This is a genomic window from Chryseobacterium sp. HNCC26DJ240, from assembly GCF_057180485.1.
The window spans coordinates 104,805-120,439 of sequence record NZ_JBXUGK010000010.1; the positions used below are offsets into that span (position 1 = coordinate 104,805).

Consider the following 15,635-nt stretch of genomic DNA (forward strand, 5'->3'; position numbering starts at 1 on the left):
TTCAAAATATTTAAAAAAATTTCATCTAATCAAAAAAAAGAGACTGCTTTTCAGACAGTCTCTTCAATAATCAATTTATATAAAAGTTTTTAATAAGCAGGATTCTGCGGAAAGTTTTTATTTTGATTTAAATCTAAAACCGTTTGTGGAATTGGTCTTAAAATTTTCTGATTTCCACCGTTTCCATTAAATTGAGAAGCACTTGTAATTCTGTAATTGTACTGAACTGCTCTTGCAACAAGAGTTCCTGTACGTTTCAGGTCAAACCACCTGTTGTATTCGCCAAGCATTTCTCTTCCTCTTTCATCAAGAATATAGCTGATGTTAAATTCTGCAGGTGTGGCAGCAGGAACTCCCGCTCTTGCTCTCACAGCATTCAATCTTGTAAGACCTACACCCGGATTACCAGCTTTCAAATAAGCTTCAGCAGCAATCAGATAAGTATCAGACAATCTGGAAATGATAATATCTCTTGTACTTACAGGTCCGGTACTTGCCGGTGTAGTTGTAGCCGGATCATCAAACTTCTTCACAGGAATCGTCTGATAATCTAAGTTTTTAACTAAGGTATAAGCTGCATCATACGTTCCTTTGTCATGATAAACAAAACCTGTTGCCAATTTTGAAGCGTTAGCAGTCATCCAAGCTGTTTTGTCTGCGGCAGTGTACCAACTTGGCTCATAAAAATGTTTAATTTTAAGTGTCGATTTATCTGCTACCCTGAAGAAATCGTAATATTTCTCGTAAACTACATTCATGAAAGTAGCTTCCCATCTCAAATCGCCTTGTTTAAACAAATCAATCGCATATTTTGTAGGGCAGAGATTGTAACTTCTTAAAGGCGCACTTCCATTAGTTTCCGCACCACCAAGGTACGAACTGTAAAAGTAAAATTGTTTGTTTCCTAAAGTATTAGGAGATGTAGAGGTTGATGCCAAATCGTACTGTACCGAAAAAATCGTTTCTGGACCCAGTTCAGTTGCATTTCCGGGAGAGAACATTTGTGCCGGAGTCATTGTTAATGCCTGTCCGGCAATTGCTGCATCTGCATAAGTAGCTGCGGTTGCAAAATCTGAAGATAAACCGAAAGTTTCATAACCTCTGGTAAGATATACTTTGGCTAAAAGATCATTGACTGCTTTTTTATTTACTCTTCCGCTGGTAGCATAAGTGTTTGTAGTGACAGCAGCCAGAGACGCCTCTAATTCTTTAATAATATAGGTATAAACTTCCTGCGCAGTATTCCTGTTAAACTGTAAAACCGGCGTTACAAAATTGTCTTCTACAATCGGAACCCCTCCGTAGGTTTGTACCATCAGAAAATAAGCGTTGGCTCTCAAAAATCTTGCCTCTCCAACCATTGCCGGTACAGAAGGTGTCTGCTCTGTAAGTGTTGAATAATAAACAGTCTTATTAACAGACTGAATCAACTGATAGCAAGACATATACAACTGATCCACGCCCTCAGAAGCAGGAATAAGTTGCGTATATTGACTCAAACCCGCTGGCTCCGGAGTTCTTCCTTCTGCATACATATCTGTTCCGGCTACAAAAAGCCATGGATCGCCTCCATAAATACTTTTCAGCCAGGCATAATTGGAATTTACAAGAAGCTGATATCCTGCAGCTGTTCTGAAAGCTTCGTCAGCAGGTGCAAAAGCCAAACTTTCTTCTTCTATATAGTCACTGCACGAATTGAAAAGTGAAGTGGCAAAAACTAAAGTTAATATTATTTTTTTCATGATTTTTTTAATTAAAATTTAGCACTTAATCCCAATTGAGTTGTTATAGCGGCAGGTCTGTTGATGCCCATATTGGCAGCTGCCCATTCCGGATCGTATCCGTCAAATTTCGTAAATACAAATGGGTCTAAAACGTTTACATATACTCTCAGACTGCTCATTTTTATTCTTTTAAGGAAATCTGTATCAAACGTATAACCTAAAGAGATATTTTTCACTTTTGTAAAAGAGGCGTCTCTGTAATACCCAAAACCAGTTCCCCAGAAGGCTCCTGCTCCAGTTCCTACAGGTCCCGGTCTCGGGTTGCTGTTGTTGGCATTAGATGCAAGACCCGCACTGTTGGTTGGTACAAAATATTCCATTGCCATTTTTTGGCGACCTCTGTCTGATACGTCAGCAAAGTTTTGGTGGAATGTACTCAACACGGTTTGTCCCTGACTTGTAATAACGGAGAAATTGAAATCAAATTTACCAACGGTAAGTCTTGAATAAAAACTCCCTTGCCATTTCGGAACTGAACTGCCAATAACCGTTCTGTCGTTGGCGTTAAATTTCCCGTCCCCATTGAGGTCTTTTGGTCTTGCCTGTCCCGGAGCCATCCCGTAAGCAGCTGCCTGAGCAGCTTCACTTTCCTGCCAAACTCCATCAAAAACATAGTTGTAATTAGGATTTAAACTTGATCCTAAAATCAAATTGTTCCCAATATCACTTACTCTGTCCTGACCATAAATTGATTCTAATCTGTTGACGTTTTTAGTATAAGTGAATGTCGTTTCCCAGTTTACAAGGCTGCTTTTAATATTTTTAGTAGTTAATAAAACCTCAACCCCTTTGTTACTCACTGATCCTACGTTGGCATAAGTAATCTTGTGGCCCACTTCTGCTGGTGGTTGTTGTCTGTAGATCAGATTTTCAGAAAGTCTGTCATAGACATCAACGGTACCGGTGATTCTGTTTTTCAGGAAGCCGAAATCTAATCCAAAATTCAATTCTCGTGTTTTCTCCCAGGTCAAATTAGGGTTAGAAAGACTTGAGGTTTGCAATCCTGGAACCAATGTATTGTTATTTGCATAAAATGTTTGCTGATCCAAAAGAGCTAATGACTGGTAAGGAGCAACGTTGTCATTTCCAGTATAACCGATACTTGCTCTTAGTTTTAAATCAGAAATAGCTTTGATATTTTCAAGGAAAGATTCTTTTTTAATTTTCCAACCCAGAGCTAAGGAAGGGAAAACCGTCCATTTATTATCTGTAGACAAAACTGAAGAGCCGTCCCATCTTGAAGATGCTGTCAGCAAATATTTATCTCTAAATCCATAGTTTACTCGCACTGCATAAGAATTCAACGTTCTTTTCATATAAGGTGGAGTAAGTGCAGGATCTCTTAATTGAAAACTTGTTGGCGAACCAAAGCCGTTGCTGTAGATACCCATGTCGAAAGGCATTCCGTTGGCATAAGAGTAGAAAAACTCGTCAGTATTAGAATATAAACTCTGTAATAATAAAACGCTTACGTCGTGAGTTTCATTGAATGTATGTTTTAAATCAATCTGATTATCCCAGGTATAATTAAAATTTTCATTTTTTGCTACAGATGCAGAATTTTTACCGAGCAGAGCAATTCCCGCATTGGTCTGTGCTGAATTAGAAATTCCAAATGTACTGTTTGCGAAACCTCCGGAGAATGTAGTCTTAAATGACAACCATTTTTTTGGCTGATACTGGAAAAATACATTTCCCAAAGCCTGCCAGATTCTTTCTGTCTGTCTTGAATTTGCAATTTCAAACAAAGGGTTTATCGTACTCGTTTTATTGATTGCCCAGCTTCCGTCAGGATAAGTAAGCTTACCGGGAAGCAAAAACAATTGACCTTCAATGTCATTCCCTTGTGCATCCACTGCATAAGGAGAAATCAACGGACTGAAACTGAATGCCGACCTCATCGCCAAATCACTTCCGTATTCTGTAATCGTTCTTGCAACCGTTAAGTTGGCACCAGTAGTAAATTTACTGTTGATTTTATGGTTTAAACCTAATTTGAAAGTGTATTTATCGTTTGAATCATTATCGATGATACCGTCATTTCCCTGTGCACCGAAAGATAAATTATATCCTAAACCACCTTCTGACCTGCCGGAAATATTGATGTAATGATTCTGCATCGCTCCGGGTTGTAAAACCGCATCGTACCAATCGAAATTATATCCGTTGTTGGCTCTCTGTACCAAAAGCGGACTTTGATTTCCTGCCAAAGTTGCCAAAGCTGCCGGAGTCATCGTGTTTGGGGACGCATTTAGATAAGCTGCCTGATGAAAATTCCACCATTCTGAACCACTCATCATTTTTGGAAGACGTGCCGCAGTTCTTATACCATAAGAAGTTTCCAGTGAAACATTGATTCCTCCTTTTGCTGTAGCTCCGTTTTTTGTGGTTACCAAAACAACACCACTCGCACCTCTGGAACCGTAAATTGCCGCTGAAGACGCATCTTTCAAAACATCCAGTCTGGCAATATCCTGAGGGTTCAGAAAGTCGATGTTATCTGTCGGAACACCGTCTACAACGTACAAAGGGTTTCCTGAAGAGATCAAAGAGTTGCTTCCTCTGATGGTCATTTTAAAACCATCTCCCACTCTTCCAGAGTTTGCAGAAATATTCACACCTGCCATACTTCCCTGAATTGCCTCCAGCGGGCTCGTTGTATTTCTTTCTACAATTTTATCAGCACTCAGCGTGTTTACTGAACCTGTAAGGTCCGTCTTTTTTACACTTCCATAGCCTACAATGACTACCTGTTCAATATTTTTTGTCTTATCTTCCTGTAATGGAATTGCAATGAAACTGCGGTTATCTACAGGAATTGTTTGAGTTTGAAACCCATCAGTAGTTACAGAAAGTGATGATTGGTCTTTCAAAAGCGTAATGATGAAATTACCTTCCGCATCTGTGGTTGCAGTGTTTTCGGTTCCTTCTTCTTTTACAGTCACATTGGGCATTGCCGCCTGTTTGTCGTTCGTGATTTTGCCGCTTACCTCTTTGCCTTGCTGCGCAAATACTACTGCAGAAGAAAAAAGAAACAAAACAGCAAGCTTCTTACGAACCAGAAAGCCAGATCCTGTTAGTTTTTCAAATGACATAATTGATTAGAGTTTTTGTGAGTTAAAATTTGCTATTTCGACAAGTAATTTGAGCTTAGCTACTTCACAAATTTCTTATCTTAAAAATCACTAAAAAATTGATGCGTAATCGATTGCACGTTTGGCTCAATTTTTCCGTTTTCTATATTAAACTTTTTTTAATATAATCTTAATATTTTTTAACATTAAGCTAAAAATAATTTTTAAAAAACTGATTTTCAACAATTTATTTTTGTGCAAATTTTAAAATAAAACATGATTTTTATCAGTTATTCGATAATTTAACATCAAAATATTTCCCAAAAAGTAGCGCAACCTTATCATTTTCTTATCAATTCCTAAAAACACAATTAACAAAATTTTGAAAATTTTAACGAAAAACACTTGTTTTTTTCACATCAAAAAATCAAAAAATGCTTCATAAAAAAGCAATAAAAAAACTGCCTTTACGAGACAGTTTTACAATTAAATATATGGATTAATTATTCTAAATTTCACTTAAGTCAGACTTGGTTTTGAAAAAAACCGACATGGTTTTTAATCGACAAATTTGATTTTTTGTTAAAAAATTATCTACAAAGCTTTGTAAATATACTTTTGAAATTGAGCCTGATCAGAAACCGGATAATTCTGAGAATCGTACAGATAAGTGTAAGCTCCCGGAATTGACGGCATTGGAGAAGGATTTACTACAGTAAAACTCGTCACATTGTTGGCTGACAGTGATGAAAAATTGGCCGGATGCAACAGACTCCATGCTACAAAAAATGATCTTGGTAATGTAGTGTAAGGATTAATTTTGGTGTCGTAGCCATCAAAATTATATGAAATATTTGCAACAACCGAGGACATATCCGGAACGCCTGTGGGACTTGTCATTCCCATTTCCGTGGCTACCTTTGTGATGTTGTCTCCGGTATTTGTCAACGTATAATTTGTGAAATGAGTGTAGGTACTTCCAGCTTTTTTCTTTTCAACAATTTTTGTCATTTTCCCCGAGCCATCGTAGGTGTAAGTGTATTCACTGTTGAAGCTGGGCATTGTTCCCGCCATCGTGATGCAGGTAGTGTAATTGATTTTACCACCTGAATCGTATGTGATATTGTATTCGTAAGACAAGCCGTTTGCAGGTACAGCACCGTTGACTTCCTGCTCAAATTTCACTCTTGAAATTTTACCTGAGGTGTAAGTCACTCTACCGATAAGAAATGAATTTGGACCGCTTGATTCCTTGAAAATTGCTTTCTCCAGAGTCGTTCCGGTGGTTACATATTCCTGATTGGTTTCGTTATTCACAGTAATTTTGTGCAGAATCCGCGGACCTAAAATTGTAGGTGCTGTCCCGCCACTACTTCCTGGATTATTGGGATTGTTAAGGCTGTTGTTGATGGGATCTGCGGTAGTATTATCGCATGAAAAAAGAAAACCGAGAAGCAATGTTGCCAATCCGGTAATAAAATTGTTTTTAGTCATAAGTTTTTAATTAATTCATAACAAATATAAATTATTTTCAATAGTAAAGAACTTATATGGTATTATTAATAAAAAAAATCTAAAAACGAATTTTTAGATTTTTTATCTGTCGGTATTTTTAGCTTCCAAGAATTGCTTTCAGTAAAACATTTACCTCATCTACATTTTTCACTTTATCCTTCCGCATCATGAGATTATTCCCCTCCTTACCCGCTTTCTCTTTTAACTGAGCCTGAGCTGGATTTTGGGTTAGGTAAGAAATTATATTTCTGAATTTCTCGGTCTGATAAAATTTATCCTGAGGATTTGATGGGAAATACCCGAGGAATATCCCGTTTTTCATAACAATTTTTTCGAAGCCTATTTCTGCGGCGAGCCATTTCAAAGCAACACTTTTTAGTAAGTTGATCACTTCTTTCGGTAGTTTCCCGAATCTGTCAATCAACTCTGTTTCAAATTTTTCAAGGTCTTTCTCATTGTCTATATCTGCCAATTTCTGATAGAGCAGCAATCTTTCTTCGGTACTTGACACATAAGAATCCGGCAACATCAATTCTAAATCGGTTTCGATGTTGACTTCTTTTACAGATTTAAATAATTTCTGACGGTCTTCCTCATTTTCAAACAAACTTCCGAATTCATCGTCGTCTTTCAGTTCTTCCAAAGCTTCCTGCATCATTTTTTGATAGGTTTCAAAGCCCATTTCGTTGATGAAACCACTTTGCTCGCCACCCAAAAGATCTCCGGCACCACGAATTTCCAAATCTTTCATCGCAATCTGAAAACCGCTTCCCAAATCTGAAAACTGCTCAATTGCTTCAAGTCTTTTTTTGGCATCCGACGTTATCATATCCAAAGGCGGCGTGATCAGATAACAGAAAGCCTTTCTGTTGCTTCGTCCTACCCTTCCTCTCATCTGGTGCACATCTGCCATACCGAAACGCTGTGCATCATTGATGAAAATTGTGTTGGCGTTCGGAACGTCTACACCACTTTCTACAATGGTTGTAGAAACCAAAACATCATATTTCCCTTCCATAAAATCAAGAACATTACTTTCGAGCTGTTTACCATCCATCTGACCGTGTCCGGTAATTACTCTCGCATCGGGAACCAGTCTTTGAATTAAACCTGCAATATCTTTCAGATTTTCAACTCTGTTGTTGATGAAATAAACCTGCCCGTCTCTCTGAAGTTCATACGAAACTGCGTCACGAATCAATTCTTCATCAAAACCAACCATGTGTGTTTCCACCGGTTGTCGGTTAGGCGGCGGGGTTTTTATTACGGAAAGATCACGCGCTGCCATCAGAGAAAATTGCAAAGTTCGAGGAATTGGAGTTGCTGTAAGCGTTAAGGTATCAACATTTGATTTAAACAATTTGAGTTTATCCTTTACAGCAACCCCAAATTTATGTTCTTCATCAATAATTAAAAGTCCTAAATCTTTAAATTTCACCTTGTCTGAAACCAACTGATGTGTCCCAATAACAATGTCTACTTTTCCTTCTTTTAATCCAGCTAAAGTTTCAGATTTCTGTTTTGCTGTTCTGAAACGGTTTAAATAAGAAATATTAACCGGAAAATCCTTAAGTCTCTCCCTAAAACTTCGGTAATGTTGAAATGCAAGAATAGTTGTCGGCACTAAAATAGCCACCTGCTTCCCATCTGTAGCCGCTTTGAAAGCAGCCCGAATCGCAACTTCCGTTTTACCAAAACCTACATCGCCACAAATCAGACGATCCATCACGGTTTCTGCTTCCATGTCTTTTTTCACATCGATGGTTGCTTTTTCCTGATCGGGAGTATCTTCATAAAGAAAACTCGCTTCCAGTTCATTCTGAAGGTAAGAATCAGGCGAATACGAGAAACCTTTGGCTGTTTTTCTTTGTGCATAGAGTTTAATCAAATCAAAAGCAATCTGTTTTACTTTCGCTTTTGTTTTTTGTTTTAAAGATTTCCAGGCTGGAGAACCGAGTTTACTCAAAACAACCTCTCTTCCGTCGGGACCATTGTATTTTGAAATTTTGTGAAGCGAATGAATGCTGACATATAAAAGATCGCCGTTTTTATAAGTCAGTTTAAAACATTCCTGCACTTTCCCATCATTGTTTACCTTTACAAGACCCATAAATTTTCCGATTCCGTGGTCGATGTGAGCAATGTAATCTCCAACTTTTAATGACATCAAATCTTTCAGTGTCAACTGTTCAGATTTAGCAAAAGAATTTTTTGTTTTGTACCGCTGGTATCTGTCAAAAATCTGATGGTCTGTATAAACCAAAATCTTATTATCGGGATCTACAAAACCTTCATGAAGTTCAGATTTGAAACTTTTAAATTTAATTTCACGCTTACCGGAGTCGCCTCTTCCTAAATCTTCAAAGATAGATTCCAGTCTTTCTTTCTGTTTATCGCCGGAAAATGAGATCCACATATCGTAACCTGCTGTTTCTTTTTCCTCTAAATCTTCAACAAGAAGCTCGAAATTTTTGTGAAATGAAGGTTGCGGCGTTTGATTATAAACGATGGATACCTGATGCGGGATGTCGGATGTTACATTGCTGGAAAAATCTATTGTACGGAACTTTTTATATTCAAAAAAGAAATCTTCATTTGAAATAAATAATTCCTGCGGCGTACGATGGGAAATATCTTTGCTTAAAGTTTCATATTTCTCTAATGCTTTTTCGTAGAAACTTTTGAGCTTTAGTTTTGAAGTCTCCAGATTTTTAGAAATAATAAAAGTTTCTGACGGTAAAATTTCCAACAAAGACACTTTAGTTCCCGAAACAGAAAAATTCATGTTTGAAACCAGCTGAAAGCTCTCCACTTTTGAGACCGAGAGCTGGGTTTCGATGTCGAAAGTTTTGATATTTTCCACCTCATTTCCGAAGAAAGTTATTCTGTAAGGTTTTTCATTGGAGTAGGAAAAAACATCAACGATTCCACCACGTACAGAAAATTCGCCGGGCTCGGAAACGAAATCGGTCTGATTAAACTGATAATGATTGAGCAATTCATCCACAAAATCAAAATCTAGCTGATCACCTACTTTTATATGATGTGAAATGGCTTTGAAATCTTCTTTTCTTAAAACTTTCTCAGACAAAGCTCCGGCGTAAGCGACAATCACTTTCGGATATTTGCCGGCATTTATTTTATTTAAAACCTCGGTGCGGAGAACGAGATTGGCATTCTGCGTTTTCTCAACCTGATAAGGCTCCAGATGAGTTGCAGGAAAATAAAGCACTTTTTCTTTACCCAAAAGATCTTCCATCTCGGTATTTACATAAAGCGCATCTTCTTTGTCATCTATTATATAAAGAATGGTTTTTTTTTGGATGTGAAACAGCTCTGCTGCAAAAAGAGAAGCGGCAGAACCGGCAAAACCTTTTACAGAAATGTGATTTTCTTTTTCTAAAGCCGTGAAAATATCTTTCCCAAACTCAGTTTTCAACAAAGAAGGGAGAAGTACTTTATCTATATTTTTTAGCTGCATAGTAATTGTAGTATGAACGACAAAAGCGATTTCAAGAATTGTTCCTGAAATCGTAATCTGCTACAAAAATACGCAATTTAATATTGAACAAAAATTCATCTTCACGATTTTGAGATTTAAACATTTAAGATTACATTAGTAAAAATATTTCCTATGAATTTTAAATTTATCTTTATAACACTAATTTTACTGGCACTTATCTCCTGTGAAGAAGATTATATAAACAGTTCAAGAGTTTTTGTGGAAGGAAAAGTAAGCTCCAACGGCCAACCTGTAAGCACATTGCCGGTTTCTCTCGAAACTTATTCTTATCCGACATCAAAAGGGAACACAAAAAACGATGGAAACTTCGAGCTTGGTGCACCAAAAGTCGGTCAGCAAGTGTACTTATATTTAGGCAGAAAAATTCTCAGTTTCTCGACAGATTCACAAGATTGTTACATTGATCAAGATTCCTTATCTATCGCTCTTCCGGAAAATTTTCAGCACGTGAAATTCTCAAACATAACCATTAAATAATGAAAAGATTTTTACTTTCAATCGCAGTTTTTTGTTTTGCACTGTCGTTTGGTCAAAAACCGCAGCCATCTTTGGGAATTAATGTTGTAAGCGTAACTCCAATGGGCGACAATTACCTGAAAGACGGTGTAAAAAACTTCTTCGGCTTCGGACTTACTTTTCAGACTGTTTTTAAGACAAACCTGGGATTTGGTCTGGAACTAAGCCAAGCATTTTCTGAGGTAAAGAACAAAAGTATTTACGGTGATTTGGAAAAACCCAGACTTACGAATTTTTCAGGTTATTTGCTTTATAAATATCCATTTAAAAACGGATTAAATGTACAGGGCCAAATAGGAGCCGGAATCATGAGGCTCAGTAACCAATCTCCATATATTGAAGATGAATACAGAGAAACTGCTGCTGCATTTTTATTAGGAAGTGAGATTTCTTATCAATTTTCTAAGAACAAAGTTGTTGAAGTTTTTGCTGCTCCTAAAATTTATTTTTATAATTCTCTGGTAGAGTTTAAAGACAGTGAGCTCAATAAGTATTATTCCAGATCACAGTTGTTGTATTTAAATGTGGGAGTAAGATTGAATATCATGGGAAAACGAGCTGAATAAATTCGTTTTTTTTTACAACATTTCAAATATTAAATCAAACGTTTAGAAATAACCGTTTTTTTTGTGGTTTCTGCAAAGCAATTTCTTAAATATATTCAAAAAAATAATTAAACTGAATGTTTCGTAATTTTTTCTGATTATTATTTGTAATTTTACAATAAACAGTGATTTATATGAGGAAAAATTTACTATTAATCTTCTGTATTGTAATAAGTTTTCTGGGAAAAGCACAAAGCAACTTTGAGTACGAAAGAGCCTGGGGAACGTATTTGGGACCTATAGGCGGCAGAAGTTACGCATCAATATTCAATGGGCAGGCAATCTTTTTTGATTCTCAGAATAATATTTACACCAAAGGCTATGTAGCTCCCATTTCAGGATATCCGGAATCGTATTATCAACAGTTCAGTCTCGGTGGCGGACAGACTTTTCAATTCGGACCAAGCAGCTACTCTACCCTAAATTTCTACGCAAAATTCAGCACCACGGGAGTACTTTCATCTTATCAGTTTAATGAGTATCAAACAAATAATCCAGGAACATATACCAAAGAATTGATGTTTATCGATAATCAAGATAACAAATATTTCCAGTATGAAATTGACAGTCCAAATTCGCCCATAACAATTACTCCGGGAACATGGCTTACCAGCTCTGGCAATTATGCTTTGGCGAAGTATGATGCTGCAGACAATTTTGTGTGGGCAACCTATCTTCCTTCCGCATCGAGAATCATAGCTGATGAAAGCCAGAATGTTTACATTTCAGGTTACACTAATAATGGTTTAAATATTGGTACACCAGGCGCATTTCAAGACAATTTTCAGTACATGGTTTCCAATGGAAATCTCGGCAGCGGATTTTTAGTAAAACTCAACCCAAACGGACAAAAACTGTGGGGAACTTTTTATCCTGGTTTTTCTTCTGTAATACAGCACTTTGGTGACTCTGTGTACCTTGGCGTCACTGCAATACCACAAACCAACCAAGTAGTAATCCCAACTTCAAACGCATTTCAATCTGTAAAATCCTCTTTTGCACTCATGAAAATAAATGCTGATAACGGCAGCAGAACCTGGGGAACTTACTACGCAAATCCCACAGGAAGTAATTCTGTAAGAAAAATAGAAGTGAATGAATCTGGTCTTTATGTTTTGGGAGATGAAACCTACCAAAGCAACAATGCGACTCCAAATTTTTACGGTACAGCAGGCAGCCACAAACCACAGAATACGAGCCCGATGGATGTTTTCTTAACAAAATTCAGTCATGACGGAGCAAGAATCTGGAGCACCTACATCGGCGGAACAGCATGGGATTTAGCACAGGGCTCTCACCAGCCAATGGCACTTTCCGGGAATGACATTTTTGTCTGCAGACAGGTTTGGGGTTTCAGCAACAATTTATCTACCCCAAACGTTCATCAGCAACTGCCTCAGCAAAATATCAACACTTCTACTAATCTTGTTTTCTCTAAATTTAATTCTGATGGTGTTTTGCAATGGACTTCTTATTATGGCGGCACAGGACAGTCTTCAGATCAGGGTTTTAATATTGCAGTTAAAGACACATCTTTATATCTTTATGGAGACACCGTATCTTCTACAGGTTTTGCTACAGCAGGAAGCACGCAGCCCAATTATACAGATCCTTATCCTGCTATTTCACCAACCACCAAAAAATATATGAATTATCTGGTGAAATTTAATTTAAAAGCTTTAAGCACTTCAGAAACTTCAAAAAACTATAAAATACTACTCTTTAATAATCCTAACAATGGAAATTTCAGTCTTCGGGGAGGTTTATTTGGTAAAGAAAATTACACCTTAAGTATCTTTGATTTATCCGGAAAAATGATTTTTAAAACATCCCTGTTGAAATCACAAACGAACGAACATACTTTACATCTCGAAAATCTGCTTCAAAATGGAAACTACATGCTCAATCTAACAGATAAAAACGGAGTTTTAATACAGAATTTCAAGATTACTGTGAAGAAATAGGGCAACAGAAAATCAAAAGAAATTAGCCCACTGAATTTTATTTAAAATAAAACAAAAAACAATTATCAGTTCAGTATTTCTAAAATTAACCCAATTATCACAAAATTTAGTTAAAAACAACACTGTAATTTTAACTTCGGCACATCGTTTGGAAAAGAACTTAGTCTAACCAAACAATTTAAGTAGTATGAAAAATTTTATGAAAATTTTCGGAGCATTAATGCTCGTTTTATTTACAGCTCTGAGTTTATCTTCTTGTAGAGATGACGACGACCCGGCAGACAACGATTTCTTCGCAGGAACCTACAAAGGAAGCGTTTCTTACAGTGATGGCTCTACCAATATCAACACCAATGACGGGAGCGTATTTGTAACCAAAATTGCCAGCGGAACTAAGTATAATTTTAAATTCAGCAACGGAATTCCGGATCTGAATGGACTGGAATTTCAAAAAACAGGGGATAATTCACTTGTAATGGTAGGATCGAATGCCTTAGTTTACATCAGAATCGACAACAACGATTTGAATATCGTGTACAGCAAAGACGGCAATACCTGGACAGCCGATTGCACAAGGTAAATTCAAAAAACACAATTTAGTTTAAACCTGTTTCCGGAAGGAGGCAGGTTTATTTATTTTTAAGCTTTTATAAGTTTTAGTTAAAGTTTAATTTTAAACAAAACATCTGCAATTTTTAGCTACATTTGAGTATCATAAAACATATAAACAATGAGAAAATTCATCACAGCATTATCTTTAATCATCGGATTAGGAGTTGCACAGGCTCAGCAAGTAGCACCAGCAACAAAAGCAGCACAGAAAACAACAAAAGCAGTAAAAGCAACAGAAGCAAAACCTGCCGCTAAACCCGCTGCTAAAATGAAAAAGGACGGCACACCCGACAAAAGGTTTAAGGAAAATCAAAAACTGAAAAAAGACGGTACGCCAGACAAGAGATACAAACAAAACAAATAATATCAGCTATAAATTGTCATCTGACAATCAGATTCTACAAAGCCGGAGATTTTCTCCGGTTTTTTGTTGAAATAAAATCTTCAAAAATTATCGCTTTATTTATAAATTTGAACCATGCTAAATTTCCTGAAGAAAAATATTGCTTTAGCCTGGGCAAAACGCCACGTTTCGCAAACTGAAAATTTTAAAAAAAATGCAGAAAAACTGCAGGAAGAATTACTGTTATCCCTTATAAAAGCGGCCGAAAAAACGCTTTTTGGAAGAAGTCATCAATTTGAAGACATTAAAACCGTCAAAGATTTTCAGGACAAAGTAGCAATCAACGATTATGAAGATCTGAAACCTTATATTGAAAAGGTAAAAAAAGGGCAGCGAAGTATTCTCTGGCCAGAAACGCCTGAATATTTCGCAAAAACTTCGGGAACAACTTCAGGATCAAAATACATTCCTATTTCTAAAGAAGGAATGCCTTTTCAGGTAAAAGGTGCTCAGAGTGCACTTTTTCATTATATTGCCAAAAAAAATAATGCTGATTTCGTAAACGGAAAAATGATTTTCCTGCAGGGAAGTCCTGAACTGGAAGAGGTTTTTGGTATTAAAACCGGCAGACTTTCGGGAATTGTGGCGCATCACATCCCGAATTACCTTCAGAAAAACAGATTACCAAGCTGGGAAACCAACCTTATTGAAGACTGGGAAACCAAAGTGGATAAAATCGTGGAAGAAACCGAGCATGAAAACATGACTTTGATTTCAGGAATTCCGCCTTGGCTCGTGATGTATTTTGAAAAACTTACCGAGAAGCACGGTAAAAAAATAAAACAGCTTTTCCCAAATCTTCAACTGATTGTCACTGGTGGTGTCAACTATGAACCCTACAAAGATAAAATGGAATTTCTTTTGGGAGGAAATGTAGATATTGTACAGACATTTCCGGCATCGGAGGGATTTTTTGCCTTTCAGGATGATTACACCAAAGACGGACTTTTACTTTTGACCAATCACGGTATTTTTTACGAGTTCATCCCTTTGGAACAATATGGAAAACCTGATGCAGAAAGGTTAACTTTAAAAGATGTGGAATTGAACAAAGATTACGCTTTAATTTTAACCACAAATTCAGGTCTTTGGGCTTATTCTATTGGCGATGTGGTGAGATTTATTGATAAGAATCCACACCGAATTTTGGTGAGTGGGAGAACAAAGCATTTCACCTCAGCTTTTGGCGAGCACGTTATTGCTTTTGAAGTGGAAGAAGCATTAAAATCGACTGTTTTAAAATATCCGTCAAAAATTACAGAGTTCCATCTTGCTCCACAGGTGAATGCAGAAAACGAACTTCCTTATCATGAATGGTTTATAGAGTTCGAAGAAGAGCCTGAAGATTTAGATTTATTTAAAGAAGAATTAGATATTCAGCTCAGAAACAGAAATTCGTATTACGATGATTTAATCTCCGGAAATATTCTGCAGAAGCTTAAAATTTCAAAACTTAAAAAGAGTGCTTTTAATGAATATGCCAAATCTCAGGGCAAACTGGGTGGTCAAAATAAAATTCCGAGACTTGCGAATGACAGAAAACTGGCAGATTTACTTGAAATTTATAAATTATAGTCACATTTTTTCAATTCCGAAAAGATATATTCGAAAAAAATTATAAATTTGGAAAACTAAAAAA

10 protein-coding genes are annotated in these 15,635 nt (G+C 36.8%); 6 read left to right on the forward strand and 4 right to left on the reverse strand.

The features are described from left to right. Positions 1 to 89: 89 nt before the first annotated feature. From AC2A1G_RS19230 to mfd, 4 genes are all read right to left on the reverse strand, one after another. Complete coding sequence (locus tag AC2A1G_RS19230; protein ID WP_484048495.1) at positions 90 to 1,742, reverse strand: RagB/SusD family nutrient uptake outer membrane protein; 1,653 nt, start codon at positions 1,740 to 1,742, stop codon at positions 90 to 92. A gap of 11 nt (positions 1,743 to 1,753) precedes the next feature. Then, a complete protein-coding gene (locus tag AC2A1G_RS19235) occupies positions 1,754 to 4,879 on the reverse strand; it encodes a SusC/RagA family TonB-linked outer membrane protein (protein WP_484048496.1) in 3,126 nt (1,041 codons plus the stop codon). Positions 4,880 to 5,452: 573 nt separating this feature from the next. After that, positions 5,453 to 6,352 (reverse strand): hypothetical protein, encoded by a 900-nt coding sequence (locus AC2A1G_RS19240; RefSeq protein ID WP_484048497.1) that lies wholly within the window; start codon positions 6,350 to 6,352, stop codon positions 5,453 to 5,455. A 118-nt stretch (positions 6,353 to 6,470) separates the two neighbouring features. Then, a complete protein-coding gene (gene mfd, locus AC2A1G_RS19245) occupies positions 6,471 to 9,854 on the reverse strand; it encodes a transcription-repair coupling factor (protein ID WP_484048498.1) in 3,384 nt (1,127 codons plus the stop codon). A 153-nt stretch (positions 9,855 to 10,007) separates the two neighbouring features. Here mfd and AC2A1G_RS19250 point away from each other — a divergent pair, with 153 nt between their 5' ends. The 6 genes from AC2A1G_RS19250 to AC2A1G_RS19275 all read left to right on the forward strand — a co-directional run bounded on the left by AC2A1G_RS19250 (position 10,008) and on the right by AC2A1G_RS19275 (position 15,571). After that, positions 10,008 to 10,373: a hypothetical protein gene (locus AC2A1G_RS19250; RefSeq protein ID WP_484048499.1), complete on the forward strand. Its 366-nt coding sequence runs from the start codon at positions 10,008 to 10,010 to the stop codon at positions 10,371 to 10,373. Beyond that, entirely contained in the window at positions 10,373 to 10,978 is a 606-nt protein-coding gene (locus AC2A1G_RS19255; RefSeq protein WP_484048500.1) for an outer membrane beta-barrel protein, read from the forward strand. The genes AC2A1G_RS19250 and AC2A1G_RS19255 overlap by 1 nt, the downstream gene beginning before the upstream one ends. 173 nt (positions 10,979 to 11,151) lie before the next feature. Beyond that, on the forward strand, positions 11,152 to 12,981 hold the full coding sequence (locus tag AC2A1G_RS19260) for a T9SS type A sorting domain-containing protein (RefSeq protein WP_484048501.1): 1,830 nt from the start codon (positions 11,152 to 11,154) through the stop codon (positions 12,979 to 12,981). A gap of 199 nt (positions 12,982 to 13,180) precedes the next feature. After that, complete coding sequence (locus tag AC2A1G_RS19265) at positions 13,181 to 13,561, forward strand: hypothetical protein (protein WP_484048502.1); 381 nt, start codon at positions 13,181 to 13,183, stop codon at positions 13,559 to 13,561. Positions 13,562 to 13,711: 150 nt separating this feature from the next. Continuing rightward, positions 13,712 to 13,957 carry a hypothetical protein gene (locus AC2A1G_RS19270; protein WP_484048503.1) on the forward strand — a complete coding sequence of 82 codons (246 nt, stop codon included), beginning with the start codon at positions 13,712 to 13,714 and terminating at the stop codon, positions 13,955 to 13,957. 114 nt (positions 13,958 to 14,071) lie between these two features. Continuing rightward, complete coding sequence (locus tag AC2A1G_RS19275; RefSeq protein ID WP_484048504.1) at positions 14,072 to 15,571, forward strand: GH3 auxin-responsive promoter family protein; 1,500 nt, start codon at positions 14,072 to 14,074, stop codon at positions 15,569 to 15,571. Positions 15,572 to 15,635: the final 64 nt, after the last annotated feature.